This window comes from Aeromicrobium jepli, assembly GCF_047246605.1.
Classification (GTDB): domain Bacteria; phylum Actinomycetota; class Actinomycetes; order Propionibacteriales; family Nocardioidaceae; genus Aeromicrobium.
This window is the reverse complement of the sequence record NZ_JBFOKO010000011.1, coordinates 59,675-86,391: the sequence shown is the minus strand read 5'-3', so window position 1 is coordinate 86,391 and position 26,717 is coordinate 59,675. Positions and strand designations below refer to the sequence as shown.

Annotated in this window: 25 protein-coding genes; 12 read left to right on the top strand and 13 right to left on the bottom strand. The window is 71.6% G+C overall.

Annotated features, from left to right (window positions below; all coding sequences use genetic code 11):
- Positions 1-150: 150 nt before the first annotated feature.
- The 5 genes from AB3M81_RS16925 to AB3M81_RS16905 all read right to left on the bottom strand — a co-directional run bounded on the left by AB3M81_RS16925 (position 151) and on the right by AB3M81_RS16905 (position 4,043).
- On the bottom strand, positions 151-1,479 hold the full coding sequence (locus tag AB3M81_RS16925; RefSeq protein WP_412905103.1) for a hypothetical protein: 1,329 nt from the start codon (positions 1,477-1,479) through the stop codon (positions 151-153).
- A gap of 301 nt (positions 1,480-1,780) precedes the next feature.
- A complete protein-coding gene (locus AB3M81_RS16920) occupies positions 1,781-2,077 on the bottom strand; it encodes a DUF1416 domain-containing protein (protein ID WP_412905102.1) in 297 nt (98 codons plus the stop codon).
- Between the two features lies 1 nt (position 2,078).
- Positions 2,079-2,927 (bottom strand): sulfurtransferase, encoded by an 849-nt coding sequence (locus AB3M81_RS16915; RefSeq protein ID WP_412905101.1) that lies wholly within the window; start codon positions 2,925-2,927, stop codon positions 2,079-2,081.
- A 48-nt stretch (positions 2,928-2,975) separates the two neighbouring features.
- Positions 2,976-3,410 carry a DUF4395 domain-containing protein gene (locus AB3M81_RS16910; RefSeq protein ID WP_412905100.1) on the bottom strand — a complete coding sequence of 145 codons (435 nt, stop codon included), beginning with the start codon at positions 3,408-3,410 and terminating at the stop codon, positions 2,976-2,978.
- Positions 3,411-3,620: 210 nt separating this feature from the next.
- Positions 3,621-4,043 carry a TlpA family protein disulfide reductase gene (locus tag AB3M81_RS16905; protein ID WP_412905099.1) on the bottom strand — a complete coding sequence of 141 codons (423 nt, stop codon included), beginning with the start codon at positions 4,041-4,043 and terminating at the stop codon, positions 3,621-3,623.
- Between the two features lie 167 nt (positions 4,044-4,210).
- Between AB3M81_RS16905 and AB3M81_RS16900 the strand changes: the two genes are divergently transcribed.
- Positions 4,211-4,942, top strand: coding sequence for a winged helix-turn-helix transcriptional regulator (locus tag AB3M81_RS16900; protein WP_412905098.1), 732 nt, complete (start codon positions 4,211-4,213; stop codon positions 4,940-4,942).
- A 3-nt stretch (positions 4,943-4,945) separates the two neighbouring features.
- Here AB3M81_RS16900 and AB3M81_RS16895 read toward each other — a convergent pair whose 3' ends face one another.
- On the bottom strand, positions 4,946-5,701 hold the full coding sequence (locus tag AB3M81_RS16895; RefSeq protein ID WP_412905097.1) for an HAD-IIB family hydrolase: 756 nt from the start codon (positions 5,699-5,701) through the stop codon (positions 4,946-4,948).
- A gap of 24 nt (positions 5,702-5,725) precedes the next feature.
- Here AB3M81_RS16895 and manA point away from each other — a divergent pair, with 24 nt between their 5' ends.
- Complete coding sequence (gene manA / locus AB3M81_RS16890) at positions 5,726-6,943, top strand: mannose-6-phosphate isomerase, class I (protein WP_412905096.1); 1,218 nt, start codon at positions 5,726-5,728, stop codon at positions 6,941-6,943.
- A 128-nt stretch (positions 6,944-7,071) separates the two neighbouring features.
- On the opposite strand, the gene AB3M81_RS16885 is transcribed toward manA, so the two are convergent.
- A complete protein-coding gene (locus AB3M81_RS16885) occupies positions 7,072-8,124 on the bottom strand; it encodes a mannose-1-phosphate guanylyltransferase (RefSeq protein ID WP_412905095.1) in 1,053 nt (350 codons plus the stop codon).
- A gap of 73 nt (positions 8,125-8,197) precedes the next feature.
- Here AB3M81_RS16885 and AB3M81_RS16880 point away from each other — a divergent pair, with 73 nt between their 5' ends.
- From AB3M81_RS16880 to pstB, 9 genes are all read left to right on the top strand, one after another.
- Positions 8,198-9,625, top strand: coding sequence for a carboxyl transferase domain-containing protein (locus tag AB3M81_RS16880; RefSeq protein WP_412905094.1), 1,428 nt, complete (start codon positions 8,198-8,200; stop codon positions 9,623-9,625).
- The gene (gene mshD, locus AB3M81_RS16875; RefSeq protein WP_412905093.1) at positions 9,622-10,428 is read left to right on the top strand and encodes a mycothiol synthase; all 807 of its coding nucleotides are present in this window, start codon (positions 9,622-9,624) and stop codon (positions 10,426-10,428) included. Before AB3M81_RS16880 ends, mshD begins: the two co-directional genes overlap by 4 nt.
- 104 nt (positions 10,429-10,532) lie before the next feature.
- A complete protein-coding gene (locus AB3M81_RS16870; protein WP_412905092.1) occupies positions 10,533-10,718 on the top strand; it encodes a hypothetical protein in 186 nt (61 codons plus the stop codon).
- A gap of 44 nt (positions 10,719-10,762) precedes the next feature.
- Positions 10,763-12,895 (top strand): RNA degradosome polyphosphate kinase, encoded by a 2,133-nt coding sequence (locus AB3M81_RS16865; RefSeq protein WP_412905091.1) that lies wholly within the window; start codon positions 10,763-10,765, stop codon positions 12,893-12,895.
- A gap of 10 nt (positions 12,896-12,905) precedes the next feature.
- Positions 12,906-13,769: an NUDIX hydrolase gene (locus tag AB3M81_RS16860; protein WP_412905090.1), complete on the top strand. Its 864-nt coding sequence runs from the start codon at positions 12,906-12,908 to the stop codon at positions 13,767-13,769.
- Between the two features lie 144 nt (positions 13,770-13,913).
- Positions 13,914-15,002 (top strand): phosphate ABC transporter substrate-binding protein PstS, encoded by a 1,089-nt coding sequence (gene pstS / locus AB3M81_RS16855; protein ID WP_412905089.1) that lies wholly within the window; start codon positions 13,914-13,916, stop codon positions 15,000-15,002.
- Between the two features lie 77 nt (positions 15,003-15,079).
- Complete coding sequence (gene pstC, locus AB3M81_RS16850) at positions 15,080-16,015, top strand: phosphate ABC transporter permease subunit PstC (protein ID WP_412905088.1); 936 nt, start codon at positions 15,080-15,082, stop codon at positions 16,013-16,015.
- Position 16,016: 1 nt separating this feature from the next.
- Positions 16,017-17,093, top strand: coding sequence for a phosphate ABC transporter permease PstA (pstA, locus tag AB3M81_RS16845; protein WP_412905087.1), 1,077 nt, complete (start codon positions 16,017-16,019; stop codon positions 17,091-17,093).
- Positions 17,094-17,114: 21 nt separating this feature from the next.
- Complete coding sequence (gene pstB / locus AB3M81_RS16840) at positions 17,115-17,894, top strand: phosphate ABC transporter ATP-binding protein PstB (RefSeq protein WP_412905086.1); 780 nt, start codon at positions 17,115-17,117, stop codon at positions 17,892-17,894.
- A 193-nt stretch (positions 17,895-18,087) separates the two neighbouring features.
- Here the strand turns inward: pstB and AB3M81_RS16835 are convergent, their stop codons facing one another.
- From AB3M81_RS16835 to AB3M81_RS16815, 5 genes are all read right to left on the bottom strand, one after another.
- Positions 18,088-19,092 carry an inorganic phosphate transporter gene (locus AB3M81_RS16835; RefSeq protein ID WP_489671983.1) on the bottom strand — a complete coding sequence of 335 codons (1,005 nt, stop codon included), beginning with the start codon at positions 19,090-19,092 and terminating at the stop codon, positions 18,088-18,090.
- 18 nt (positions 19,093-19,110) lie between these two features.
- Positions 19,111-19,728, bottom strand: a complete 618-nt coding sequence (locus AB3M81_RS16830) for a DUF47 domain-containing protein (RefSeq protein WP_412905084.1) — start codon at positions 19,726-19,728, stop codon at positions 19,111-19,113.
- Between the two features lie 88 nt (positions 19,729-19,816).
- Positions 19,817-19,984 (bottom strand): hypothetical protein, encoded by a 168-nt coding sequence (locus AB3M81_RS16825; protein WP_412905083.1) that lies wholly within the window; start codon positions 19,982-19,984, stop codon positions 19,817-19,819.
- 94 nt (positions 19,985-20,078) lie between these two features.
- A complete protein-coding gene (gene purL / locus AB3M81_RS16820) occupies positions 20,079-23,930 on the bottom strand; it encodes a phosphoribosylformylglycinamidine synthase (protein WP_412905082.1) in 3,852 nt (1,283 codons plus the stop codon).
- A gap of 163 nt (positions 23,931-24,093) precedes the next feature.
- Positions 24,094-24,717: a hypothetical protein gene (locus tag AB3M81_RS16815; RefSeq protein ID WP_412905081.1), complete on the bottom strand. Its 624-nt coding sequence runs from the start codon at positions 24,715-24,717 to the stop codon at positions 24,094-24,096.
- Between the two features lie 185 nt (positions 24,718-24,902).
- Here AB3M81_RS16815 and AB3M81_RS16810 point away from each other — a divergent pair, with 185 nt between their 5' ends.
- Positions 24,903-25,808, top strand: a complete 906-nt coding sequence (locus AB3M81_RS16810) for a DUF6801 domain-containing protein (RefSeq protein WP_412905080.1) — start codon at positions 24,903-24,905, stop codon at positions 25,806-25,808.
- Between the two features lie 51 nt (positions 25,809-25,859).
- On the opposite strand, the gene AB3M81_RS16805 is transcribed toward AB3M81_RS16810, so the two are convergent.
- Positions 25,860-26,717 carry an Fpg/Nei family DNA glycosylase gene (locus AB3M81_RS16805; RefSeq protein WP_412905079.1) on the bottom strand — a complete coding sequence of 286 codons (858 nt, stop codon included), beginning with the start codon at positions 26,715-26,717 and terminating at the stop codon, positions 25,860-25,862.

Sequence of the window (26,717 nt, the reverse complement as noted above, 5' to 3'; positions counted from 1 at the left end):
TCGGTGGCCGTTCGGCCGGTGCTGGGCGACTGCCCGGGTTGATGTCATCAACGCTACGCAGCACAGATCCACAGCAGTCCCACGCCGAATCCACCCGAACTCAACACTTCGGCACCGTTCCTCCCCACCCCGGAACGGCTCGCTCGCGGGTCAGATGCCGTACTGGAACTCGATGAGCATCCAGCAGAAGACCCAGCAGCCCAGGACGCACCAAGCGGCACCGGCGCTCGCGACGAGGGCGCTGCGCAGGGCGCGACCGCGTCGTTCCCGCAGCGCCCACTGCACCGCGCGCACCACGAACGGCAGCAGGAGCAGCAGCACCGGCATGAGCAGCAGGCGCGGCCGGGCGTGCATGATGCCGTCCGAGCCCAGCACGCTGCCCGCGATGAGGATCGCGGTCAGCCAAACCTGCCACGGCAGCCAGCGCCGCAGCAGCGGCCAGAGCGAGACGACGCACAGCACCGCGACGAGCACGATCGACCAGCTCGACAGGACGTAGGCGACCGCGTCGTGGTCGCTCGTGTCGCGCGGGTAGGGGTGCTCCCGCAGCCAGCGCCACGAGGCGGCGCCGAGGTCGACGTGCGAGCTCCACCCACGCTTCTGGGCGGCGAAGTACCCGCCGATGTCGGCGACCTGGCGGTCGGCCCACGCCAGGTACAGGGCGGTCCCGGCGTAGCCGATGGCGGGCGCCAACAGGGCCGCGAGCGGGAAGCGCGTGCGGCGACGCGACCACTGCCAGAGCTCCACGACCGCCGCGACGCACAGCGTCAGGACCAGCGCGATCGCGGTGATCCGGGTCAGGCCCGCGCCGAGCGTCAGCAGGCTCGCGGCGAGGTACCGCTGTCGCAGCATCATGACGAGGGCCCACACCGCGAGGGCGCCGAACAGCGCCTCGGTGAACGGCATCCAGTAGAGGAAGCTCATCGGCGCGCCGAACGCCAGCACGGCGGCCGCCACCGAGACGGCCACGCGGGTGCGCACGGACGGCTGCGGGAGCAGGCGCGCCGCGGCAGGACGCGAGCGCTGCCACAGCTCGAGCGCCAGGCACGCGACGCCCCAGGCGAGCACGAGCGACGCGACGGCCGAGACCATCAGGCCACCGAGGAACGTGGCGTCCTCGACGCCGAAGACCGCGAGCGGCGAGGAGACGATCCGGACCAGGACGGGGAACGCCGGGAAGAACGCCACCGACTGCCACTCCACGCGCTCGGCGGGGTCCGGCGAGACCGAGAACCCCGAGTACCCGAACTCGGCGATCTGGGTCATCCACCCGGCGTCCCACTTGCCGAGCACGTCGCGCAGCGACTCGCCGTCGCTCTCGGCCCAGGCGGCGACCGCCCAGCCTTGGAGGAGCGCGAGGACCACGGCGGTGAGGACGGCCGCGCCGGGCACGGCGGCTGCGCGCCGCCGGGACGGCCGCCGCGGGGGCGGAGGCGTCGGCGCGGACTCCTCCAGCCGGTCCGCCTCCGCGATCGCCATGGTCCTCCCCGCCTCGCCGGCCGCTCGCGCACCGGGCCGCCCGCGGACGAGGATACGGGGGCGCGTCCACGCACGGAAGACCGCTGCAACCCTCGGTTACGGGCCGCGCGGGTCCGCCCCGCGCCGCCTCCTGCGACTTTTGGAACGCGATGCACCGTTCCATCGGGAGGAAGAGTGGAACGCGTTCCAAAAGTCGAGCGGGGGCGCCGGGCCCGGGCCGGCGCCGAGGCGGGCACACGCGCCGGGACGGCACGAGGCCGGGACCCCGAGCGGGATCCCGGCCTCGTGTGGTGCCGGTGTGTCAGATGGCGACGGCGACGTCCGCGACCGAGCCCTTGGCCGCGACGACCTCGGAGTCGACGACCTCGGCGCGCGGCGCGAGCGTGCGCAGCGTCCACGTGCCCGGAGCGGCGAAGAACCGGAACTGGCCCGTGGCCGAGGTCGGCACCTCGGCGGTGAACTCACCGTTGCGGTCGAGCAGACGCACGTAGGCGTTGCCGACCGGCTGGTCGCCGCGCAGGACGACTCCCTGGATCACGGCCTGGTTGGTGACGTCGACACCCTCCAGGCTCGGTCCGCCCGTGATGGCCCCGCACATGTCAGGCCTGCCCGGGCTCGTCGCCGACGGCGACCGGGACACCGCGCAGCGAGCCGTACTCGCTCCACGAGCCGTCGTAGTTCTTGACGCCCTGGTAGCCGAGGATCTCGCTGAGCACGAACCACGTGTGCGAGCTGCGCTCGCCGATGCGGCAGTACGCGATGGTCTCCTTGCCCTCGTCCAGGCCGGCGTTGGCGTAGAGCTCCTTGAGCTCCCCGTCCTTCTTGAACGTGCCGTCGTCGTTCGCGGCCTTGCTCCACGGGACGTTGCCGGCCGTGGGGATGTGGCCGCCGATCTGCGCGGCCTCCTGCGGCAGGTGCGCGGGGGCGAGCAGGCGGCCGGCGAACTCGTCGGGGCTGCGGACGTCGATCAGGTTCTGCGTGCCGATCGCGGCGATGACGTCGTCGCGGTAGGCGCGGATGTCCTGGTTCGGCTCCTGCGCCGTGTACGTGGTGGCCTCACGGCTGGGCACGTCACGGGTCAGCTCGCGGCTGTCGAGCTCCCACTTCTTGCGGCCGCCGTCGAGCAGGCGCAGGCTCTGGTGGCCGTAGTACTTGAGGTACCAGTACGCGTACGCCGCGAACCAGTTGTTGTTGCCGCCGTAGAAGACGATCGTGTCGTCGTTCGAGACGCCCTTCTCGCTCAGCAGCGCCTCGAGGCGGTCCTTGCCGATGAAGTCGTGGCGGACGCCGTCCTGGAGGTCCTTCTTCCAGTCGAGCTTGATGGCCCCGGGGATGTGCCCCTTGTCGTAGGCCTCGACGTCCTCGTCGACCTCGATCAGGACGACGTTCGGATCGGCCAGGTGCTCTTCGACCCAGTCGGCGGTGACGAGTGCGGTCTCGCGGCTCATGGTGTTCCTTTTCCTCTGCGAAGTGATGGGTGAGTGATGCGTCGGGCGCTACGCCGGCGTGCGGGCGAGGCGGCGGGTGGTCAGGTACAGCTCGCAGCCCAGGCACAGGCCCGTGGCGGCGTTGAGCAGGGCGGCGACGAGCGCCAGGCCGACGGCGACCAGGCCCACGGTCGTGGCGCCGAGCTGGAGGGCCACCAGGCCGACCAGCGAGAAGGTCAGTCCGACGACCTGCGCGAAGCGCGGAGGCCGGGCGTCCTCGGTCTGCGCCGGCGCCCCGATCCGCGGCCGCACGAGCGTGCGGAACAGCCACGACCACGGCGACGCCGACAGCGAGACGAACGCCCCGAGCGCGAAGACGATCGCCTGCGCCGCGAGCAGCACCTCGCGCACCGGCGACGGCGTCACCAGGACGAGGGCGAGGACGACGATGGTGCCGGCTGCGGCGAAGCGCAGGCCGCGCGGGTCCACGGTGGCGTGGGGCATGACGGATCTCCTGAGCAGGAGTGAGGGCTGACAGTACGAGAACGAGGTGGGACGTCAGCAGGCACGACACAGCGCCGAGCGCGTGCGGCAGTTGTCCACCGCGCGGCGTCGGGTCAGGTGTGTCGTGAACATGTGGCCCAGCCTAGGGGGCCGATCCGGCGAACCCTCGCCCCAGTCCCGTGATGTGAGACGAGCGTCCATAAAGTGAGATCAGCGAGCGATGGCCTCGTCCAGCGCGACGAGCACCTGGTCACGCGTCGGGGCTCCGGACGCACGGCTGGAGATCGCCCCGTCGGCGTCGAGGACGAGGACCGTGGGGGTGCGCAGGATGTCGAGCCGGCGGACGAGGTCCAGCTGCGACTCCGCGTCGATCTCGACCGTCGTCACGCCGGGGACGAGGTCGACGACCTGCGTCAGCACCTGGCGCGTCGCACGGCACGGCGTGCAGAACGCGCTCGAGAACTGCACGAGCGTCGCCCGCTCGCCCAGTGGCGCACCGAGGTCCTCGGGCGAGAGCCGCTCGGCGTCCTCGGCCGCGGGGGCCGCGGCGAAGCGGCCGTTCTTCCAGCGCAGGAGCAGCCCGACGGCGACCGTCGCGACCAGGGCCAGGCCCAGCACCTCGTACCCGCTCATCCGGTCCTCCCTCGACCTCGTGCGCCGTGTGACGCCGGTGTGACGCCGTTCTCATTTCCGGGGGCCTGCGTCACGGCCCTGTCACATGAAGTATCGTTGACGGCGCAATGAGGCTTCGATGAACAGTCGTTCGTCGGGGCCTCGACGTGCATAGGAGGCCAGTTCACGTGTCCCACCTGCTGCTGCTGACGAAGACCACGCAGTCCTCGGTCGAGGTCCTGCCCGCGCTCGCCCTGCTCCCCCACCACGTCAAGATCCTGCCCGCCGAGGCCAGCGCGCTCATCGACGCGCCCCCGTGCGACGCCGTCCTCGTGGACGGCCGCCACGACCTCGCGCAGGTCCGCAGCCTCACGCGCGTCATCCGCACCACGGGCATCGAGTGCCCCCTCATCCTGATCCTCACCGAGGGCGGCCTGACCGTCGCCGCCGCCGACTGGGGCATGGACGACGTCATCCTCACCACCGCCGGCCCCGCCGAGCTCGAGGCCCGCCTGCGCCTGGGCATGGGCCGCATCGCCGCCGGCAGCGACAAGGTCGACGACGACTCGCACGTCATCAGCGCCAGCGGCCTCGTGGTCGACGACGTCACCTACACGGCCAAGCTCGAGGGCCGCTCCCTGGACCTGACGTTCAAGGAGTTCGAGCTGCTCAAGTTCCTCGCGCAGCACCCCGGCCGGGTCTTCACCCGCCAGCAGCTGCTGCAGGAGGTCTGGGGCTACGACTACTTCGGCGGCACCCGCACGGTGGACGTGCACGTCCGTCGCCTGCGCGCCAAGCTCGGCCCCGAGAACGAGACGCTCATCGGCACGGTCCGCAACGTGGGCTACCGCTTCGTCGCCAAGCGCGAGGCGGTCGAGCGCGTCACGAGCGATCGCCAGCAGGTCTCGGGCCGCGCCTGAGCCTCACAGCGTGGGGATGAGCTCCTCGAGGTACGCCACGGTGTCCTCCCAGCCCTCCACCGCGTGGCACGGGACGCCCAGCGCCAGCACCGGGTAGTCGTTGCCGTCGGGATCGAGCCGGTCCCCCACGAACAGCATGTCGTCGAGGCTGATGCCCGTCGCCTCCGCCAGCTGCTTCATCCCGTAGGCCTTGTCGATCCCGCGGTGCGTGATGTCCACCGAGGTCGAGCCGCCCGACCGGACCTCGAGATCCGACAGCCGGGCCGCCACGGCATCGCGCAGGCGGGCCTTCTTCGAGCCGTCGGGGTCCCACGCCATCTTGGCGTCGATGGGGGCCTGCTGGCCGAGCGCGGAGAACGTGATCTGCGAGCCGCGGTCCTCCAGGATGTCGCCCCACGTCCGCGACTCCCACAGGCCGAGGCGCCTGGCCTCCTCCTCGACGGCGGCCAGCGCGCGGTCGCGTTCGTCGGCGGTCAGCTCGTGCGCGTAGACGGTGTGGATCTCGCCCGAGCGCAGGCGGTAGTACTGCGTGCCGCACGTGGGCAGCAGGTGGATGCGCTCGAGCACGTCGGCGTCGGCGGGCGGCAGCTGCTCGACGACCTGCGTGCGGAACTGCTGCAGCTGCCCGCCGGAGATGATGGCCACCTCGACCCGCTCGGCCAGGCGCACCAGGAGGTCGCCGATCGGCGCCGGGATGGCGCACTTGGAGGGCGCGAGGGTGTCGTCGAGATCGAATGCGACGAGACGGGGTCGGGACACGCTCGGGAGTCTACTGTTGAGTACATGCGTCGTCTGCACAACATGACCCAGGCGTACGACTGGGGCTCGACCAGCGACATCCCCCGGTTCCTGGGCCGCTCGGCCACGGGTGAGCCGGTCGCCGAGATGTGGCTCGGCACGCATCCGCTGGCACCCTCGCAGGTCGAGACGCCGACCGGTCTGCGGCCGCTGTCGGACCTCGCGGGCGACGTGCCCTTCATGCTCAAGATCCTCGCGGCCGAGCAGCCGCTGTCGATCCAGGTGCACCCCGGCCCCGAGGAGGCGCGCGAGGGCTACGCCCGCGAGCAGGCCGCGGGCATCCCGCTGGAGTCGCCGCAGCGCGTGTACAAGGACCCGCGCCACAAGCCCGAGATGGTCTACGCGCTCAGCACGTTCGACACGCTCGTGGGCTTCCGTCCCACCGCCGAGATCCTGCGCGTCTTCGCCCAGCTCGACTCCCCCGCCGTCAACGCCGCCTCGGCCACGCTGCGCGCGAAGACCGGCTACAAGGGCATCGTCCGCGTCCTGGAGAACCTGCTGATCGCGCCGCCGCCGGCCAGCGAGATCAACCAGCTCGTGATCCAGTGCAAGGCGCTCGTGCACGACGGCGTCGACATCAAGCGCGCCTACAGCACCGCCGCGATGATCGCCCGCTACCACCCCGGCGACGTCGGCATCGTCGTGTCGCTGCTGCTCAACCGGTTCACGCTGCAGCCGGGCGAGGCGATGTTCCTGGGCACGGGCGTCATCCACGCCCACCTGTCGGGCCTGTGCCTGGAGGCCATGGCCAACTCCGACAACGTCATGCGCGCAGGCCTGACCCGCAAGACGCTCGACCCCGAGGGTCTCATCCAGTGCCTCGAGGCCGGCATGTCGCGCGTCGCGCGCGTCGAGCCGGGCTACCCCTCGTTCTCGACCGAGGTCTACAGCCCCGCCGTGGACGAGTTCGCGCTCGCCGTCACGCAGGTCTCGCCCGCCGATCCCGACGGCGTCGCCCTCATCAGCGCCGAGCACTCGATCGTCATGTGCATCGGCGGCGGCGTCCAGCTGCTGAACGCGCAGGGCGAGAAGGTCCCGCTCAGCCGCGGCGAGGCGGTCTACACCGCCGCCGAGGACGGCGACCTGACCCTCGTGGGCACCGGCGAGATCGCGCAGATCTACCTGCCGGGGCCGCACACGCCCGACTCCGAGCTGCGGGACCTGCTCGGCGCCCGCCCCGTGCGTCAGATCCCGCTCACGTAAGCCGGCCGGCAGACGCGCCGTCCGAGCGCGCCCCCCGAGTGCGACTTCTGGAACGCGATGCACCTGTTCGTCCGGCACGAGCGTGGAACGCGTTCCACAAGTCGAACGAGGGGCCCGGGGCGGACGCCCTAAAGCAGGTCGGCGCGCTCGAGGCCGGGCAGGGCGGCGACGATCTCCTTGACGCGCTGGGACTGCGCGAGGTCGAGCACCAGCACGGCGTCCGCCGTCTGCACGACCGCGACGTTGCGCAGGCCGAGCACCGCGACCTGCACGCCGTCCTCGGCGCGGGCGACGCCGTCGGCGTCCACCCACAGCACGCCGGGCGACGAGCCGAGCGGCGCGATCGCGGCGAAGTCGCCCAGGTCGTCCCAGCCGAACGTCGCGGGGACCACCGCCATGCCGCCCTCGGCGGCGACGGGCTCGGCGACCGCGTGGTCGATCGCGATCTTGGTCAGCGCGGGCCAGGTCCGCTCGAGCTCGGCCACGAACGACGGCGTGCCCCATCCCGCGGCGATCGCCCGCAGGCCGGCGGCGAGATCGGGCTGGAACCGCGCGAGCGAGTCCAGCAGCACCGACGCCCGCGCCACGAACATGCCGGCGTTCCAGACGAAGTCGCCGGACTCGACATACCCGCGCGCGGTCGGCTCGTCCGGCTTCTCGACGAAGCTGCGCACGGCCCGCGCCGAGGCGAACCCGGCGAGCGGATCGCCCGAGGCGATGTAGCCGAACGCGGTCGACGGCTCGGTCGGCGTGATCCCCACCGTGACGATGTAGCCCTGCTCGGCGACGGCGATCGCCTCACGCACCGCCTCGGCGAACCGCTCGGGGTCCGGGATGCGATGGTCGGCGGCGAACGAGCCCACCACGGCGTCCGGGTCGGCGCGCTCGATGATCGCGGCGGCCAGGCCGATCGCCGGCATCGAGTCGCGCGGCGAGGGCTCGAGCAGCAGGTTCACCAGCTCGGGCAGCTGCTCGGCGATCGCCCCGCCGTGGGCCGCGCCGGAGACGACGTGGATGTGCTCGGGCGAGGCGAGCGGCAGCATGCGGTCCCACGTCTGCTGGATCAGCGTCCGCCCGGTGCCCTCCAGGTCCAGCAGGAACTTCGGGCGCTCGCGGCGCGAGAGCGGCCACAGGCGCGTACCCGCCCCGCCGGCCGGGATGATGGCGTGAAAGGTGGACACGGCGGTCACTGTAGTGGTCCACGCAGGGTCGCGGGAAAGGTCGCGACCGCCGGATCGGGCCATACTGGGTGCCGTGTCCCGACTGACCGCGCGTGAGCTGATCGACCTCGTCCTCGACCCGGGCTCGTGGGAGTCCTGGGACGAGCCGGTCGACCACGAGTCCCGGCCTGAGCCGTACCGCACCGACCTGCTGGCCGCCGCCGAGCGCGCCGGGACCGACGAGTCCGTCATCACCGGCCGGGCGCTCATGCGCGGCCGGCCCGTCGCCGTGCTGGTGAACGAGTTCCGCTTCCTCGCCGGCTCCATCGGCCAGGTCGCCGCCGACCGCATCGTCCGCGCCGTCCGCCGCGCCACCGCCGAGGGCCTGCCGGTCCTCGCCACGACGGCCTCGGGCGGCACCCGCATGCAGGAGGGCACGCCCGCGTTCGTGCGGATGGTCGACATCTCCCGCGCCCTCATGGACCACAAGGCGGCCGGCCTGCCCTACCTCGTCTACCTGCGCCATCCCACGACCGGCGGCGTGTTCGCCTCGTGGGGGTCGCTCGGCCACATCACGATCGCCGAGCCCGGTGCCCTCATCGGCTTCCTCGGCCCCAAGGTCTACGAGCTGCTCAACGGCACGCCGTTCCCCCCGGGCATCCAGACCTCGGACAACCTCGCGAACCGCGGCATCATCGACGCCGTCGTGATCCCCGACGAGCTGCCGTCGGTCGTCGACACGGCGCTGTCGATCCTCATCGACGAGCCCGGCAAGCCGAGCCGCGAGCGCCGCCCGGCCGCGACGCAGCGCCGGATCGACACGTGGGAGTCGGTCCTCGTGACCCGCACCCCCGACCGTCCGGGCGTGCGCGAAGTGCTGCGCTGGGGCACCGACGCGATCATCCGGCTGCAGGGCACCGAGCGTGGTGAGCGCGACGCGGCGATGATCGTCGCGCTGGCCCGCATCGACGGCGAGCCGTGCGTCGTGATCGGCCAGGACCGCACCACGCAGAGCCGCATCAAGCCGATGGGCCCGGCGGCGCTGCGCGAGGCGCGACGCGGCATGAAGCTGGCCAACGAGCTGGGACTGCCCCTGGTCTCGTTCATCGACACCCCCGGCGCCGAGCTCTCGCCCGAGGCCGAACAGGGCGCCATCGCCGGCGAGATCGCCCGCTGCGTCAGCACGATGGCCACGATGCGCGTCCCGTCGGTCTCGGTCCTGCTGGGCCAGGGATGCGGCGGCGGCGCGCTGGCGCTGCTGCCGGCGACGACCATCATCGCCGCGGAGAACTCGTGGCTCTCGCCGCTGCCGCCCGAGGGGGCCAGCGCGATCGTGTTCGGCGACGTCGACCACGCGGCACAGCTCGCCGCCGAGCAGCGGATCAGTGCCTTCGACCTGCGCGAGTCCGGCGCCGTCCACCACCTGGTGCCCGAGCCCGACGACGACGATCCCGAGTCCTTCGCCCGCGCGATGGCCGCCGAGGTCGCCCACCAGCTCCGCGTCCTGCAGGGGCGCGCATGAGCCTGCTCGACCTGGCCCGGCTGGCCCACGAGAACGACGGCGTCGCGCCCTTCAACGAGGCCACCACGATCGCCCTGCGCGACGGGAGCCCCCTGCGGCTCGAGCGGTACGACGAGGTCGTCGGGGCGGTCGCCGTCGGCGACGCGCCCGTCGAGCTGGTGGTCCATCCGCGCTATCGACGGCAGGGCCGCGGCCGCGCGCTCGTGGACGACCTCGTCGAGCGGGGCGAGACCCGGTTCTGGGCCCACGGCGACCTGCCGGGAGCCCAGGCGCTGGCGGCCTCGGCCGGCCTCGAGCCGGTGCGCACGCTGCTGGTGCTGAGCACGACCGACGACGGCGTCGACGAGCCGCGCATCCCCGAGGGCGTCACGATCCGCCACTTCGACGAGGAGGACGCCGACGCGGTCGTGGCCGTCAACGGCCGCGCCTTCGCCAGCCACCCGGAGCAGGGCGCGATGGACCGCGCCGACTTCGACCGCCGCCGGGCCGAGGACTGGTTCGATCCCGCCGGCCTCTTCGTCGCCGAGCGTGACGGCCGCGTCATCGGCTTCCACTGGACCAAGGTCGAGGACGGCGTGGGCGAGGTCTACGTGGTCGGCGTCGACCCGGACGCGCACGGGAGCGGCCTCGGAACGGCGCTCACGGCGATCGGACTGCGGCACCTGTGGGCCGCCGGCGTGGGCGAGATCGAGCTGTACGTCGAGGGCGACAACGCTCCTGCGCTGGCCGTCTACCGCCGCCTGGGGTTCACTGAGAAGGCGCGCGATGTCCTCTACTCGGCCGATCCCGGCAGCCACACCTGATCGCTCGAGTCACATCAAAAACTCCAATCCCTCGCAAAAATCTCGACTCTCCCGCATCATGAAGGTGAGGACTTCGCGTCTCGTACGTGACGAGAGGAACGCCGATGACCAGCGCCAAGGCAGTCAGGTTCGACCAGCACGAGCAGCCGTCCCTGGCCGCGCCCCTGGGTGAGACGCCCGTGGCCGGCCCGCGCTTCCGCCGCTCCATGTCGTGGCTCGTGCTGCTCTCGGTCCCGCTGTGGGCCGTCATCGCAGGCGTCGCGTACGCCCTGGTGCAGCTGCTCGGCTGAGCTTCGTTCACCCACTGGTCACCTTCCCGTGCCATCGTGGGTCCATGGGCACCACCGACCTGACGGTCCCCGAGCCGCTCGCCTCCTCCCCCGACGAGTTCGACGTCGACCCGCCCTTCGACGCGACCGAGGGGACGCTCCCCGCCGACCGCTTCCTCGATCGTGAGCTGTCATGGATCGCGTTCAACGCGCGCGTCCTCGAGCTGGCCGAGATCGAGCACCTCCCGCTGCTGGAGCGCACGCGCTTCCTGGCGATCTTCGGCAGCAACCTCGACGAGTTCTTCATGGTGCGCATCGCCGGCCTCAAGCGGCGCATCGCGGCCGGCGTGGCCGTGCCGTCGGCGAGCGGCCTGAACCCGCGCGCCGTCCTGAGCTCGAGCCTCCAGGCCAGCCGCGTCCTCATGGAGCGGCACGCGAGCCTGCTGCACGACGCGATCCTGCCGGCGCTGGCGAAGGAGGACATCCACCTGCTGCGCTGGAGCGAGCTGACCGACGACGAGCGCGCCCGCGTCGGCGACTTCTACCACCGCCGCGTGTTCCCCGTCCTGACGCCGCTGGCCGTCGACCCGGCCCACCCGTTCCCGTACATCTCGGGCCTGTCGCTCAACATCGCCCTCGTCATGCGCAACCCCACGACGGGCAAGGAGCACTTCGCCCGGGTCAAGGTGCCGCCGGTCATCCACCGCTGGGTCGAGGCGTCGCAGGGCCGTTTCCTGGGCCTCGAGGACGTCATCGCCGCGAACCTCGACAGCCTGTTCCCGGGCATGGAGATCATCGCGCACCACACGTTCCGGGTGACCCGCAACGAGGACCTCGAGGTCGAGGAGGACGACGCCGAGAACCTGCTCAAGGCGCTCGAGAAGGAGCTGCTGCGGCGCCGCTTCGGCCCGCCCGTCCGGCTCGAGGTCGACGAGTCCATCTCCGACGACGTCCTCGAGCTGCTGGTCGGCGAGCTGGGCGTCTCCGACGAGGAGGTCGTCCGGCTGCCCGAGCCGCTCGACCTGCGCAGCCTCAACCAGATCGCCGACCTCGACCGGCCCGACCTGAAGTTCGCCCCGTTCGTGCCCAGCACGCACGAGCACCTCGCCGAGGTCGAGACCGCCAGCCCCGCCGACATGTTCAGCGCCCTGCGCAAGCGCGACGTCCTGGTGCACCACCCCTACGACTCGTTCGCCACGAGCGTGCAGCGCTTCATCGAGCAGGCCGCCGCCGACCCGCAGGTCCTGGCGATCAAGCAGACGCTCTACCGGACCTCGGGCGACTCGCCCATCATCGACTCGCTCGTCGAGGCGGCCCGGTCGGGCAAGCAGGTGCTGGTCCTGGTCGAGATCAAGGCGCGGTTCGACGAGCAGGCCAACATCCGCTGGGCCCGCAAGCTCGAGCGCGCCGGCTGCCACGTGGTCTACGGCCTCGTCGGCCTCAAGACGCACTGCAAGCTGGCCCTCGTCATCCGCGACGAGCCCGACGGCCTGCGCCGCTACGCGCACATCGGCACGGGCAACTACAACCCCAAGACCGCGCGCGTCTACGAGGACCTCGGCCTGCTGACCTCGAACGCCGAGGTCACGCACGACCTCACCGAGCTGTTCAACAGCCTCTCCGGGTTCGCGCTGACCAGCGACTACGAGTCGCTCCTGGTCGCCCCGCGTGAGCTGCGCAAGGGACTGAGCGAGCGGATCGACCGCCAGATCGAGAGCGCCCGTGCGGGCCGTCCCGCGCGCATCGCGTTCAAGTTGAACTCGCTCGTCGACGAGACGCTCATCGACAAGCTGTACGAGGCCTCGTCCGCGGGCGTCGACGTCGACCTGGTGATCCGCGGGATCTGCGCGCTGCGCCCCGGGGTTCCCGGCCTGTCCGAGCGGATCCGCGTCCGCAGCGTGCTGGGCCGGTTCCTCGAGCACAGCCGCGTCTTCGCGTTCGGCACGGGCGAGGACAGCGAGGTCTGGATCGGCTCGTCGGACCTCATGCACCGCAACCTCGACCGCCGCGTCGAGGTGCTCGTGAGGCTGCCCTCGCGCCAGCACGTCGAGCAGCTCACCGAGCTGCTCGAGCTCATGAGCTCCGACGGCACCCTCTCGTGGCACCTCGGGCCGGACGGGACGTGGACCCGCGTCGACGGCGCCAACGTCCAGGAGGTCCTGATCGCCCGCTCGCGCTCGCGCCGGTCGCGGTCCTGAGGACACCACCATGGCGAGCAGGGTCATCGCGGCCGCCGGCGGCATCGTGTGGCGCAAGGCGTCGACCGGCGGCATCGAGGTGCTGCTGGTCCACCGGCCGCGCTACGACGACTGGACGTTCCCCAAGGGCAAGGCCGACGAGGGCGAGCCGCTGCCCGTGACGGCGGTGCGCGAGATCGCCGAGGAGACCGGCTACCGCGTCCGCCTCGTCCACCCGCTCCCCGAGGTCACGTACCGCGTGCGCGGTGGCCTCAAGCAGGTCGCGTACTGGATCTGCCGCCTCGTCGAGGACGACAGCGCGTTCCGGCCCAACCGCGAGGTCGACAAGCTGCGCTGGGTCGCCCCGCGCGAGGCCCGCAAGCGCCTCACGTACGCGCACGACCGCACGCTGCTGGAGTCGTTCGAGGACCTCGTGGCCCAGAAGCGTCACAAGTCCCGCACCCTGGTCCTGCTGCGGCACGCGAAGGCCGTTCCGCGCCGCGACTTCGACGGGGCCGACGACGAGCGCCCGCTCGCGGCGGAGGGCCAGGACCGCGCGAAGGAGCTCGTGCCGCTGCTGTCCGCGTTCGGCGTCCGGCGCATCGTGAGCAGCCCCGCCGCCCGCACCGTGCAGACCGTCGACCCGTACGTCGCCACGACCGAGGAGCTGCTCGAGCTCGACGACCGGCTGCGCGAGGGCACGTCGCGCCAGCAGGTCGAGCGCGCGGTGGAGGCGCTGCTCGGCACGAAGCGGCCCACCGTCGCGTGCACGCACCGGCCCGCCCTGCCCGACCTCTACGCGACCCTCGACATCAGCGGCCCCGTCCTGGCCGCCGGGCACGCGCTCGTCCTGCACCACCGCAAGGGCCGCGTCCTCGCGTCCGAGCTGATCTAGGCCGCTCCACGGCCGGCTCCGCCCAGCATTCCCTCACGGTTCACCTCGCGTTCACCCACGTCCTGATTCGGATACACCTGCGATTCCTAGCGTGGCGGCGTACGAGGCAAACGCCTCCGCGCAGTTTCTAGAGAGGGAACACACGTGAACCGCAAGTCCATGCGCACGATGGCCGCCACCGCGGCGACCACCGCGCTGCTGTTCGGCCTGACGGCCTGTGGCGCCGTCAACGAGGGCGACTCGTCCGGTGACTCCGACAGCTCGCTCAGCGGCACGCTCAACGGTGCGGGCGCGAGCTCGCAGCAGTCCGCCGTCAACGCGTGGAAGCAGGGCTTCCAGACCGCGAACCCCGACGTGACGGTCAACTACGACGCGATCGGCTCCGGCGGCGGCCGCGAGCAGTTCATCGCGGGCGGCGTCTCGTTCGCCGGCTCGGACGCCTACCTCAAGGACGACGAGCTCGCCTCGGCCAAGGAGCGCTGCAGCTCCGACGTCGTGACCGTCCCCGTCTACGTGAGCCCCATCGCCGTCGTCTACAACCTGGACGGCGTCGACGACCTCCAGCTCTCGCCCAAGACGATCGGCGCGATCTTCGCGGGCGACATCACGACGTGGGACGACAAGGCGATCGCCGCCGAGAACCCCGACGCCGACCTGCCCGGCGACAAGATCACCCCGGTCCACCGCGGCGACGCCTCGGGCACGACCGAGAACTTCACCGCGTACCTCGACGAGGCCTCCGACGGCGGCTGGCCGCACGGCGAGGTCGAGGAGTGGCCGGTCAAGGGTGGCGAGGCCGCCCAGCAGACCTCCGGCGTGATCCAGGCCGTCTCCGGCGGCCAGGGCACGATCGGCTACGCCGACGCCAGCCAGGCCGGCGACCTCAGCACCGTCGCGGTCAAGGTCGGCGAGGAGTTCGTCGCCCCGACGCCCGAGGCGGCCGCGAAGGTCCTCGACACGGCCACGCCGGTCGACGGCCGCGCCGAGACCGACCTCGCGCTGGAGATCGACCGCAAGACCGAGGCGTCGGGCGTCTACCCGATCGTCCTGGTCTCGTACCAGATCGCCTGCCAGAAGTACGAGGACGCGAAGGAGGCCGAGCTGGTCAAGGAGTGGCTGACGTACGTCGCCGGCTCCGACGGCCAGAGCGCCTCGGCCGAGGCCGCGGGCTCCGCCCCGCTCTCGGACGACTTCGCCGCCAAGGTCAAGACGGCCATCGACACGATCGGCTGACGCCTTCGGTCCGGGCGAGGGCCACGGCTCTCGCCCGGGTCATGGGCACCAGACGAACTCCCCCCAAGGACAATCACGTGAGCAACACCCAGACTGGATCGCGACCGGCCACCCGGCCCGGCGACCGCGTCTTCCGCGGCATCTCCCTCGGCGCGGCGATCGTCATCCTGGCGACGCTCGCCGGGGTCGCGATCTTCCTGACCGCCGAGGGCATCCCCGGCGTCACGGCCTCGCCCGACGAGGTCAAGAGCGGCGAGCGGTTCCTCGACTACGTCGGGCCGCTCGTCTTCGGCACGCTGTGGGCCGCGTTCATCGCGCTGGTCATCGCCACGCCGGTCGCGATCGGCGTCGCGCTGTTCATCTCGCACTACGCGCCGCGCCGGCTGGCGCAGCCCATCGGCTACGTCATCGACCTGCTCGCGGCCGTGCCCAGCGTCGTCTACGGCACGTGGGGCATCATCACGCTCTCCTCGGCCGTCCAGCCGTTCTACGAGTGGCTCGAGGAGAACCTGGGCTTCATCCCGCTGTTCGCCGGCCCCGCGTCCGCGACGGGCCGCACGATCCTGACGGCCTCGCTGGTCCTGGCGATCATGGTCCTGCCGATCATGACCGCGATCTGTCGCGAGATCTTCCTGCAGACCCCGCGCCTGCACGAGGAGGCCGCGCTGGCCCTGGGCGCCACGCGCTGGGAGATGGCCAAGATGGCCGTCTTCCCTTACGCGCGTTCGGGGATGGTGTCGGCCGCGATGCTGGCCCTCGGCCGCGCCCTGGGCGAGACCATGGCCGTCGCGATGGTGCTGAGCGCCTCGGGCGTCGTCACGTTCAACGTCATCAGCTCGGGCAACCCCAACACGATCGCCGCCAACATCGCGCAGTCGTTCCCCGAGGCGAGCGGCCTGACCGTGAACGCCCTCATCGCCACCGGCCTGGTGCTGTTCGTCATCACCTTCGCCGTCAACTTCGCCGCCCGCGCCATCGTCGCGCGCAACAAGGAATTCTCCGGAGCCAACTGAGATGACCACCACCCTCACCCCGAGCCCGCCGCGCCGGTCGAGCGACCTGGCCGACTCGCTGCGCACCCGCTCGCTGCCGGTCGCCGCCACGCGCACGATCCACGCCGTCTCGGTCGTCCTCGTCGCCGTCGGCGTGCTGGGCCTGTTCGGCGGCATCCGGCTCGCGCTGGCCGGCTACGCTTTCGCGTTCGTCGTGCCCCTGTGGTCGCGCGTCGTCGAGGGCGGCCGCAAGGCCACCGACCGGCTCGTGACGCTGCTCGTCACGTCGGCGTTCGGACTCGCGCTGATCCCGCTCGGCAGCATCATGTGGTCGGTCCTGGAGAAGGGCCTGCCCGTCCTGAGCAGCGAGTTCTTCACGTACTCGATGCGCAACGTGGTCGGCGAGGGCGGCGGCATCTACCACGCGATCGTCGGCACGCTGATGATCACGCTGGGCGCCACCGTCATCTCGGTCCCGATCGGCCTGTTCACCGCGATCTACCTCATCGAGTACGGCGAGGACGGCCGGCTGTCGACGTGGATCCGCTTCCTCGTCGACGTCATGACGGGCATCCCGTCGATCGTCGCGGGCCTGTTCGCCTACGCGCTGTTCGTGGTGTTCTTCGGCGACGGAGTCCGCATGGGCATCGGCGGCGCCGTCGCGCTCTCGGTGCTGATGGTCCCCGTGGTGGTCCGCTCGTGCGAGGAGATGCTCAAGCTCGTGCCGAACGAGCTGCGCGAGGCCTCCTACGCGCTGGGCGTGCCGAAGTGGCGCACGATCGTCAAGGTCGTGCTGCCCACCGCGCTGGCGGGCATCGTCACCGGCATCACCCTCGCGATCGCCCGCGTGATCGGCGAGACCGCTCCCCTGCTGGTCATCGCCGGCGCCACCGACTCGGTGAACTTCAACCTGTTCGACGGGCGCATGGCGACGCTGCCCGTCTTCACGTACTCGTCGATCATGCAGCCCGGCGTGCCGCCGGGACCCAGCATCGAGCGCGCCTGGGGCGCCGCCCTCGTGCTGCTGATCATCGTCATGCTGCTGAACCTCGTCGCCCGCCTCGTCTCCCACTTCTTCTCGCCGCAGGGCGAGCGCTGATCCCCGGAAGGACACTCCCCCATGGCCAAGAGCATCGACGTCTCGGACCTGAACATCTACTACGGCGACTTCCTCGCCGTCGAGGGCGTCAACATCGCCATCCCCGCCCGCGCGGTCACCGCGTTCATCGGCCCCTCGGGCTGCGGCAAGTCGACCTTCCTGCGCTCGCTCAACCGCATGCACGAGGTCATCCGCGGCGCCCGCGTCGAGGGCAAGGTGCTGGTGGACGGCGCCGACCTGTACGCCGACGACATGGACCCGGTCAACGTGCGCCGCAAGATCGGCATGGTCTTCCAGCGCCCCAACCCGTTCCCGACGATGTCGATCGCCGAGAACGTCCTGGCCGGCCAGCGGCTCAACAGCAAGCGCATGAAGAAGTCCGAGGCCGACGACATCGTCGAGCAGGCGCTGCGCTCAGCGGGCCTGTGGGCCGAGGTCAAGGACCGCCTCGACCGTCCCGGCTCGGGCCTGTCCGGCGGCCAGCAGCAGCGCCTGTGCATCGCGCGCGCCGTGGCGGTCGAGCCCGAGGTGCTGCTCATGGACGAGCCGTGCTCGGCGCTGGACCCGATCTCGACGAGCGTCATCGAGGACCTGATCCACGAGCTCAAGAGCGAGTACACGATCGTGATCGTCACCCACAACATGCAGCAGGCCGCGCGCGTCTCGGACCAGACCGCGTTCTTCAACCTGGCCGGCGTCGGCCAGCCCGGCCGCCTCGTGGAGCTGGGCCCCACCGAGAAGATGTTCTCCAACCCCGACGACCCGGCCACCGAGGCCTACATCCAGGGCCGGTTCGGCTGAGCCGCCGCACCGGGTGATCGAGTGCCGGCGAGCGCAGCGAGACGGTGTATCGCGATCACCCGCGTCGGCCGTGGTTTCGATACGCCGCTCGTTCCTCGCGAGCCCCTCAACCACCGGCCCCGGTGATCGAGTGCCGGCGAGCGCAGCGAGACGGTGTATCGAGATCACGCCGAGGTGACGGCCTCGGGGGTGCTCAGGGCAGGAACGGGCGCGCGAGGAAGTAGAACGCGGCGGCCACGCCGGCGGCGGCGGGCATCGTGATGATCCACGCGACGACGATGTTCTTCGCGACGCCCCAGCGGACCGCGCTGAAGCGCTTGGTCGCGCCCGAGCCCATGATCGCCGAGGTGATCGTGTGCGTCGTGGAGACCGGCGCGTGCAGGCCGATCGCCATGACGTAGAGGACGCCGGCGGCGGTGGCCTCGGCGGCGAAGCCCTTCGGCGGGTCGAGCTCGATGATGCGGCGGCCCAGCGTGCGCATGATGCGCCAGCCGCCCGAGTACGTGCCCGCGGCGATCGCGCTCGCGGCGGCGACGATGACCCACAGCGGGACGTCCTCGCCGTCGTGCAGGCCGCCGGCCATGAGCGCCAGGACGATGATGCCCATCGTCTTCTGGGCGTCCTGGAGGCCGTGGCCGAGCGCCATGCCCGCCGCGGAGACGGTCTGGGCGAGGCGGAAGCCGCGGTGCACCTTGGTGGGCTTGGCGCGGCGGAAGATCCACATGATGGCCGTCATCAGCGCGAACGCCAGGATGAAGCCCAGCGCGGGGCTGAGCACCATCGGGATGGCGACCTTCTCCACGATCGTGTCCCAGTGGACCACGGTGGAGGACGCGACGCCGGCGCCGACGATGCCGCCGATGAGGGCGTGCGAGGAGGACGACGGGATGCCGAAGTACCACGTGATGAGGTTCCACGTGATGGCTCCGACGAGCGCCGCGAGGACGATCGTCAGCGCATGGGCCCGGTCGGCATCACTGATGCTGCTGACCCCGTCGATGTCGATGATGCCTTGGATCGTCTTGGCGACCTCGACGCCCAGCCAGGCGCCGACGAAGTTCAGGACGGCCGCCATGGCCAGCGCCGCGCGCGGCGTGAGGGCGCGCGTCGAGACCGAGGTCGCGATCGCGTTCGCCGCGTCGTGGAAGCCGTTCGTGTAGTCGAACACGAGGGCGATCACGACGACCGTGATCACCATGATGGTGACGAGGTCCACTCAGGACTCCTTGACGGCGATCTGCTCGACCGTGTTGGCCACCGACTCCAGCGCGTCGATGGCCTGCTCGACGGCCTCGACGATGTCCTTGAGCTTGAGCACCTGCATCGCCTTGTAGTTCCCGTCGAACAGGTCGGCCAGGATGCGGCGGTGGTTGCGGTCGCCCTCGTTCTCGAGACGGTTGATCTCGATCCAGAACTCCTCGAGGTCCTTCATGGTCCGCAGTCGCGGCATGGCCTCGGCGGTCAGGTTCGACGCGCGCTGCAGGACCTCGATCTGGCCGGCGAACGCCTCGGGGAACTCGTGGACGCCGTACAGCGCGACGCTGTCCACGACCTCCTCCATGTAGTCCATGACGTCGTCGAGGCCGCTGGCGAGGTCGTAGATGTCCTCGCGGTCGAACGGCGTCACGAACGTGCTGTTGACCAGGCGGATGATCGCGTGGGTCGTCTCGTCGGCGGCGTGCTCGGCGTCGTTCATCTCGGCCGCGAGGGCGGCCTTGTCGACACCGGGCTCCAGCAGCCGGGCGACGATGCCGGCACCGGTGACCAGATGGTTGGCCGACTCGGTGAACAGGTCGTAGAACGACGTCTCGACCGGGCGGATGCGAATGCGCACGCGTGACTCCTCAGCAGCTGGCAGGCAGACCCTGCCATCGTAGGTGCTGGCGGATCACCGCCGCCAACCCGGGCCGATCAAGTGATGGTCAAAGACCCAGGAGGCCGTCGATCTCGTCCTGCGAGAGACGGTCGCCTGCCCCGGACGCGGCGATCATGAGGCGCGAGGTCAGCTCGATCTCGGCCAGCGCGTCGTCGTCGCGCAGCCGGTCGTCGAGCGGTTCGCTCACGCGTTCACCGAGGGGATGCAGGGCCACATACCGAGGGTACGTGGAGACACCCCCCTGAACCCAAGCCGTTCGGCCAAAACCGCCCATTGGGACTAGACGCCCTGGACGGTTGAAGCCTTGATCAGTCGACCCAGACGCGGGCGTTGCGGAACAGTCGCGCCCACGGGCTCTCGGCCGCGGGATCCCCGCCGTTCCACGACATCTGGATGTTCCGCTGGACCCGCTCGGGGTGCGGCATCATCGCCGTGAAGCGGCCGTCGGGCGTCGTGACGGCCGTGAGGCCCTCGCCGGCGCCGTTCGGGTTGGCGGGATAGTCCGCCGCCGCGTTGCCGTGCACGTCGACGAACCGGGCCACGCGGTGGACCGCGTCCGGGTCGCCGTGGCGCGAGAAGTTCGGCAGGCCCTCGCCGTGCGCGACGGCGATCGGGATCCGCGAGCCGGCCATGCCGGCGAACAGGATCGACGGGCTGTCGAGGACCTCGACGAGCGACAGGCGCGCTTCGTACTGCTCGGAGGCGTTGCGGGTGAACCGCGGCCACGCCTCGGCGCCGGGGATGATCCCGGCGAGCGCGCCGAACATCTGGGCGCCGTTGCAGATGCCCAGGCCGAACGTGTCGGTGCGCTCGAAGAACGCGCTGAACGCCTCGGTGAGCTCGGCGTTGAACAGCACCGACCGGGCCCAGCCCTCGCCCGCGCCGAGCGTGTCGCCGTAGGAGAAGCCGCCGCACGCCACGAGGCCGACAGCGTCGGCCAGGTCGAAGCGGCCGCTCTGCAGGTCGGTCATGTGGACGTCGTACGCGTCGAAGCCGGCCCGGTCGAAGCCGAACGCGGTCTCGACGTGGGAGTTGACGCCCTGCTCGCGCAGCATCGCGACCTTGGGACGCGCACGGCCGGTCAGGTAGGGGGCCGAGACGTCGTCGGTGGGGTCGAACGTGGTCCGCAGCGTCAGCAGCGGCTCGTCCGCGCCGACCGCGTCGTGCTCGGCGTCGGCACACTCGGGGTTGTCGCGCAGGCGCGAGATGCGCCACGAGACCTCGTCCCAGGCCTGCGCGAGGTCGCGCACCGACTCGTCGAGCCCGAGGCCGCGGACGCGCACGCGCCGCTCGGCGGTGGACGTGCCGACACGGGACGTGAGGTCGCCCAGGTCGTGGCGTCCCAGCACGTCGAGCGCCTCGTCGACGCGGTCGGCGGGCACGGCCAGGACGGCGCCGAGCTCCTCGGTGAACAGGGCCGCGAGATCGGCGACGTCGAGCTCGAGGCCCACCCCGCCGGCGAACGCCATCTCGCACGCGGCCGCCCACAGGCCGCCGTCGGAGCGATCGTGGTAGCCGGCGAGCAGGCCGGCCTCGCGCAGCGCGTTGACGCCGTCGACCAGCGCCACGAGCCGCCGCGCGTCGTCGAGGTCGGGCACGGTGCCGCCGAACTCGCCCCGCACCTGCGCCAGGATCGAGCCGCCGAGGCGGTTCGCGCCCGCACCGAGGTCGACCAGCAGCAGCGCGGAGTCCGCGGGCAGCTCGGGGGTGACGGTGCCACGGACGTCGTCCAGCGACGCGAACGCCGTGACGACGAGCGAGACGGGCGCGGTGACCTGCTTCTCGCCCTCCTCGTCGGACCAGCGCGTGCGCATCGAGAGCGAGTCCTTGCCGACCGGCACCGAGACGCCGAGCGCCGGGCACAGCTCCATCGCGACGGCCTGCACGGTGTCGTAGAGCGCGGCGTCCTCGCCCTCCTCGCCGCACGCCGCCATCCAGTTGCACGAGAGCTTGACGCCCGGCAGGTGGATCGGCGCGGCGAGCAGGTTGGTGATCGCCTCGGCGACCGCCATGCGACCCGAGGCGGGCGCGTCGGTGGCGGCCAGCGGAGTCCGCTCGCCGCTGGCCATCGCCTGGCCCGTGAAGCCGACGTGGTCGGTCAGGGTCACTGCGACGTCCGCCACGGGGACCTGCCACGGGCCGACCATCTGGTCGCGGTGCGTCAGGCCGCCGACGGTGCGGTCGGCGATCGTGACGAGGAAGCGCTTCGACGCGACGGTCGGGTGGCGCAGGACCGCGTAGGCGGCCTCGCGCGCGTCCACGCCGTCGAGGTCGAGCTCAGGGGCGGACCGCTCGACGCGGGTCACGTCGCGGACCATCTTCGGCGGCTTGCCCAGCAGGACGTCCATCGGCATGTCGATGGGGAACTCCTCGCCCGGCTCCTCGGGCGCGAGGACCAGCTGCTTGTCGTCGCGTGCGACGCCGACGACGGCGAACGGGCAGCGCTCGCGCTCGCACAGGGCCGCGAAGCGGTCGAGGGACTCCGGCGCGATGGCCAGGACGTAGCGCTCCTGGCTCTCGTTGCACCAGATCTCCTTGGGCGCCAGGCCGGACTCCTCCAGCGGCACCGCCGAGATGTCGAACCGGGCGCCGAGTCCCGCGTCGTCGACCAGCTCGGGGAAGGCGTTGGACAGGCCGCCGGCGCCCACGTCGTGGATCGACAGGATCGGGTTGTCCTCGCCGAGCGACCAGCAGTGGTTGATGACCTCCTGGGCGCGCCGCTCGATCTCGGGGTTGCCGCGCTGGACGGAGTCGAAGTCGAGCTCGGCCGCGTTGGCGCCCGCCGCCTTGGACGAGGCCGCGCCGCCGCCCATGCCGATGCGCATGCCGGGCCCGCCGAGCTGCACCAGCAGGCTGCCGTCGGGGAAGTCGATCTTCTCGGTCATCTCGGCGCTGATCGAGCCCAGGCCGCCCGCGCTCATGATCGGCTTGTGGTAGCCGCGGCGGACGCCGTCGACGGTCTGCTCGTAGACGCGGAAGAAGCCGCCCAGGCCGGGGCGGCCGAACTCGTTGTTGAACGCGGCGGCGCCGATCGGGCCCTCGATCATGATGTCGAGTGGGCTGGCGATGTGCTCCGGGCGTCCGTACTGCTCGGTCTCCCACGGCTCGTCCGTGCCGGGCAGGTGGAGGTTCGACACGACGAAGCCGGTCAGGCCCGCCTTGGGGGCCGAGCCGCGGCCCGTCGCGCCCTCGTCGCGGATCTCGCCGCCGGCGCCCGTGGCGGCACCGGGGAACGGCGAGATCGCCGTCGGGTGGTTGTGGGTCTCGACCTTCATCAGGACGTGGACCTCGCCCTCGCGGGCGCGGTACGGGCTTGGCCCGTCGGCGCCTTCGGGCAACCAGCGCGTGGCCGGGCCGCCGCGCATGATCGAGGCGTTGTCCTTGTAGGCCACGATCGTGCCCTCGCCGTTGACCGCCTCGGTGTGGCGGATCATCGCGAACAGGGACCTCTCCTGCGGCTCGCCGTCGACGATGAACTCGGCGTTGAAGATCTTGTGGCGGCAGTGCTCGGAGTTGGCCTGGGCGAACATCATCAGCTCGACGTCGCTGGGGTTGCGGCCCAGTTCGGTGAACGCGTCGACGAGGTAGTCGATCTCGTCCTCGGACAGCGCCAGGCCGAACTCGGCGTCGGCGCGCACGAGCGCCTCGCGACCGTGGCCCAGCACGTTCACGCGCTGCATCGGCTCGGGCTCGCGCTCGTCGAACAGGACCGCCGTGGCCTCGCGGGCCGGCAGGGCCGTCTCGGTCATGCGATCGTGCAGCAGGTCGGCGCACGCGAGGCGCTCGTCCGTGCTCAGCTCGCCGCCGACGAGCGTGTACTCGGTGACGCGCTCGACGCGGCGCACGTCGAAGCCGCAGTTGTGGACGATGTCGGTGGCCTTGCTCGACCACGGCGAGATCGTGCCCAGGCGCGGCGCGACGACGACGAGCGTCCCCTCGGGGGTCGGCTCGGCCGGGTCGCCGTAGTCGAGGATGCGCGCGATCGTCTCGGCGGTCGCGGAGTCCAGCGGCTGGTCGCTGGCGATCCAGTGGACATGGCGCGCGCTGACGCCGGTCAGCTGCGGCGCGACGCCCTGGAGGCGCGCGAGCAGGGCGCGGGCGCGGAACGGCGAGAGGGCGTTGCCGCCCTCGACGACGGTGAGCTCGGCATCGGACGACACGCGGGCCAGCCTAGTCGGCCGCCCCGGGAGCCGGGACGCCTCGGGTCGGCCGTGGACCGTCGCGGCGCCGAGTGGCGCATTCCGGGATCGCGAGTGGCGCAGAACCGCCCGCCACTCGGCGAGTGGCGGGCGACTTTGCGCCACTCGCGGAAGGGCCGGCGGATCAGCGGGCGGCGAGGGCGATGAGCAGCAGCAGGCAGGCGACGAACGAGACCGGGATGAGCCACAGCGCGCCGAAGAGCAGGGTGACGGTGGTGCCGATGCGCGGGGGCAGGAACCACTTCGCGCGGCGCAGGTCGTCGACGCTCTCGAGCACGCCCGGGCCCAGGCCCATCGTGCGCCAGGCTCCCTTGAGTCGGGAGAGCACGCGCAGGCCTCCGCTCGCGCCGGCCAGCTGGCCGAGCGCGAGTCGCGCCTCGCCGACGTCGTCGCTCAGCGCCACCGCGATGCCGAGCTCGGTCGCGAACGCCTGCTCGTCCTGCACCGCCTCGAGCAGGTGGTGCCGGCGCAGCGCGAAGGCGCCCGAGACCGCGATGCCCACGACCGCCAGCACCCCGGCCAGCACGCGCAGCCACGTGTCCTCGGCCAGCAGCGCGACGACGGCCAGTCCGGCGAGGAACGGCCACGCCGCGACCATCACCAGCAGCGACGGCCAGCGCAGCAGCCGCACGGTCGGCGCGATCACGCGGGCGGCCCGCCGAGCCACCTCGCTGGTCTGCCCGTCGACGCGTGAGGCCATGCCTCCCACGGCTGCGTTGACCCGGCGACCGCTCTTCCCGATGCCCATGCGCCCAGCCTAGGAGGGACCCCGACGCGCCCTCCGCGACCGCGCGCGGGGCCGCTCCCGCGGCCGTCTGGCGGTGTGATGTAACCCTGTGTGGTAACTCACAGTTTCGCGTGCTACGTTACCGGCCTGTCAGCTCCTGTCCGCCAGAGTTCGGCCCCGGCGGACCGTCCAGAGAGGTGTCCCTCGTGACCCGTTCTTCCCTCGTGGCGCGCCGCATCGCGCTCCCCGTCACCGCCGCGCTCGTCGGCGGAACCTTCGCCGCGGTCGGCTTCTCCGCCCCGGCTCACGCTGGTGGCAGCCAGGCGATCAGCAAGGACTTCACCTACCAGTGCCAGGTGATCGCCGGTGACCTCGATCTCGGCGTGCAGCCCGTGGGCGTCAAGACCGTGACCAAGATCCCCGCCACGGTGTTCCGCGGCGAGCGGATCGCCCCGACGCCCGTGGCCATCACGCTCTCGATGCCCGACATCCTGCGCGACAGCACGCGTGGCCTGCTCAGTGGCACTCACGCCTCCGGCGGCTCGACGAACGCCGCCGTCACGCTGTCGTCGGCCGGCCGCTCCCTGGTCGTTCGGATTCCCTCGCTGACGGCGCCCAAGACGGCGATCCCCGCTGACACGCCGTGGACGATCCCGGCCTCGGGCACGGTCCCGGCGATCACGACGCCGGCCTACGCCACCACGTCGGTGTCGCTCAGCATGCCGGCGCGCTTCAACGTCGCGGCGACGATCTACCGCACGAACGGGAGCACGCTGCCCGCCACGATGGACTGCAGCACGACGCAGGCCCTGACTCTCGGCACCATCCGCCAGGTCAACGCCGCGCCGAAGGCGCCGCGCGCCATCAAGGTGGTCACGAAGAAGAACAAGGCCAAGAAGTTCACCATCCGCGCGACGGACGCCGACGGCAACCGCCTGACCTACAAGGCCGGCAAGGTCGCCAAGAAGGCCGGCAAGGTGACCGTCAAGGGCCGCGTCCTGACGTTCAAGCCGCGCAAGAACTTCAAGGGCAAGACCGCCGTCACGGTCCTGATCCGCGACGGCAAGGGCGGCAGCGTCCGCACCAAGGTCGCCATCACCGTCAAGAAGTGACACCGACACCCTGAGGACGGGGGCGAGGGCTGCGGCCCTCGCCCCCGTTCGTCATTTCAGGAACTTGCTGGTGGTGCGGTCCTTGAGCAGCTGCCCGCCCGTCTGGCACGTCGGGCAGTACTGCAGGGAGGAGTCGGCGAACACGACCTCGGCGACGGTGTCACCGCAGACCTCGCACTTCTCCCCCGCGCGACCGTGGACGCGCATCCGCTGGCGCTTGGCGTCCTTGAGCTCATCGGCCGGCTTGCCGTCGGCCGCGGCGATCGCCTCGGTCAGGACGGACTGGACCGCGGCCTCCAGCCGGGCGACCTCGTCGTCGTCGAGCGTCTGGGCGATCGCGAACGGGGACAGCCGCGCGGCGTGGAGGATCTCGTCGCTGTAGGCGTTGCCGATGCCGGCGATGATCGACTGGTCGCGCAGCAGCCGCTTGACCTGCATCCGCCGGTCGAGCAGCGGCCGCAGCGCGAAGCCGGGCGCGAGCGGGTCGGGACCGAGGTGGGCGATGCCCGGCACCTCCGCCGTGTCCCGGACGGCGTAGACGGCCAGGCCCTTGCGGGTGCCGGCCTCGGTGAGGTCGAAGCCCTCGTGCGGGCCGTCGCCCCGGTCGACCCGGAAGCGCAGCGCGAGCGGGCCGCCCATCTTGATGCGCGCGTCGCGCAGGTGGTCGGACCAGCGCAGCCAGCCGGCCTTGGCCAGGTGGATCACCAGGTGCAGGCCGTCGACGTCGATGTCGATGAACTTGCCGTGTCGGCGCACGCCGCTGACGGTCAGGCCCGAGAACGCCGAGACGGGCGGGTCGTACGTCTTCAGCACGGCGAACGAGGCCGGCTCGACCTCGACCACGACGGCTCCGTCGAGCCGGTCCCCCAACCAGCGCACCAGCGCCTCGACCTCGGGCATCTCGGGCAT

Excerpts from the sequence above, each read along its gene's own strand:
- pstA (WP_412905087.1), top strand. The coding sequence starts at position 16,017 with ATGACCACCACCCTCACCCCGAGCCCGCCGCGCCGGTCGAGCGACCTG.
- AB3M81_RS16920 (WP_412905102.1), bottom strand. The coding sequence starts at position 2,077 with ATGTGCGGGGCCATCACGGGCGGACCGAGCCTGGAGGGTGTCGACGTC.
- AB3M81_RS16860 (WP_412905090.1), top strand. The coding sequence starts at position 12,906 with ATGGCGAGCAGGGTCATCGCGGCCGCCGGCGGCATCGTGTGGCGCAAG.
- AB3M81_RS16925 (WP_412905103.1), bottom strand. The coding sequence starts at position 1,479 with ATGGCGATCGCGGAGGCGGACCGGCTGGAGGAGTCCGCGCCGACGCCT.
- mshD (WP_412905093.1), top strand. The coding sequence starts at position 9,622 with ATGAGCCTGCTCGACCTGGCCCGGCTGGCCCACGAGAACGACGGCGTC.
- AB3M81_RS16905 (WP_412905099.1), bottom strand. The coding sequence starts at position 4,043 with ATGAGCGGGTACGAGGTGCTGGGCCTGGCCCTGGTCGCGACGGTCGCC.
- pstB (WP_412905086.1), top strand. The coding sequence starts at position 17,115 with ATGGCCAAGAGCATCGACGTCTCGGACCTGAACATCTACTACGGCGAC.
- AB3M81_RS16915 (WP_412905101.1), bottom strand. The coding sequence starts at position 2,927 with ATGAGCCGCGAGACCGCACTCGTCACCGCCGACTGGGTCGAAGAGCAC.
- AB3M81_RS16910 (WP_412905100.1), bottom strand. The coding sequence starts at position 3,410 with ATGCCCCACGCCACCGTGGACCCGCGCGGCCTGCGCTTCGCCGCAGCC.
- AB3M81_RS16815 (WP_412905081.1), bottom strand. The coding sequence starts at position 24,717 with ATGGGCATCGGGAAGAGCGGTCGCCGGGTCAACGCAGCCGTGGGAGGC.
- AB3M81_RS16870 (WP_412905092.1), top strand. The coding sequence starts at position 10,533 with ATGACCAGCGCCAAGGCAGTCAGGTTCGACCAGCACGAGCAGCCGTCC.
- AB3M81_RS16835 (WP_489671983.1), bottom strand. The coding sequence starts at position 19,092 with ATGGTGATCACGGTCGTCGTGATCGCCCTCGTGTTCGACTACACGAAC.
- manA (WP_412905096.1), top strand. The coding sequence starts at position 5,726 with ATGCGTCGTCTGCACAACATGACCCAGGCGTACGACTGGGGCTCGACC.
- AB3M81_RS16865 (WP_412905091.1), top strand. The coding sequence starts at position 10,763 with ATGGGCACCACCGACCTGACGGTCCCCGAGCCGCTCGCCTCCTCCCCC.
- AB3M81_RS16805 (WP_412905079.1), bottom strand. The coding sequence starts at position 26,717 with ATGCCCGAGATGCCCGAGGTCGAGGCGCTGGTGCGCTGGTTGGGGGAC.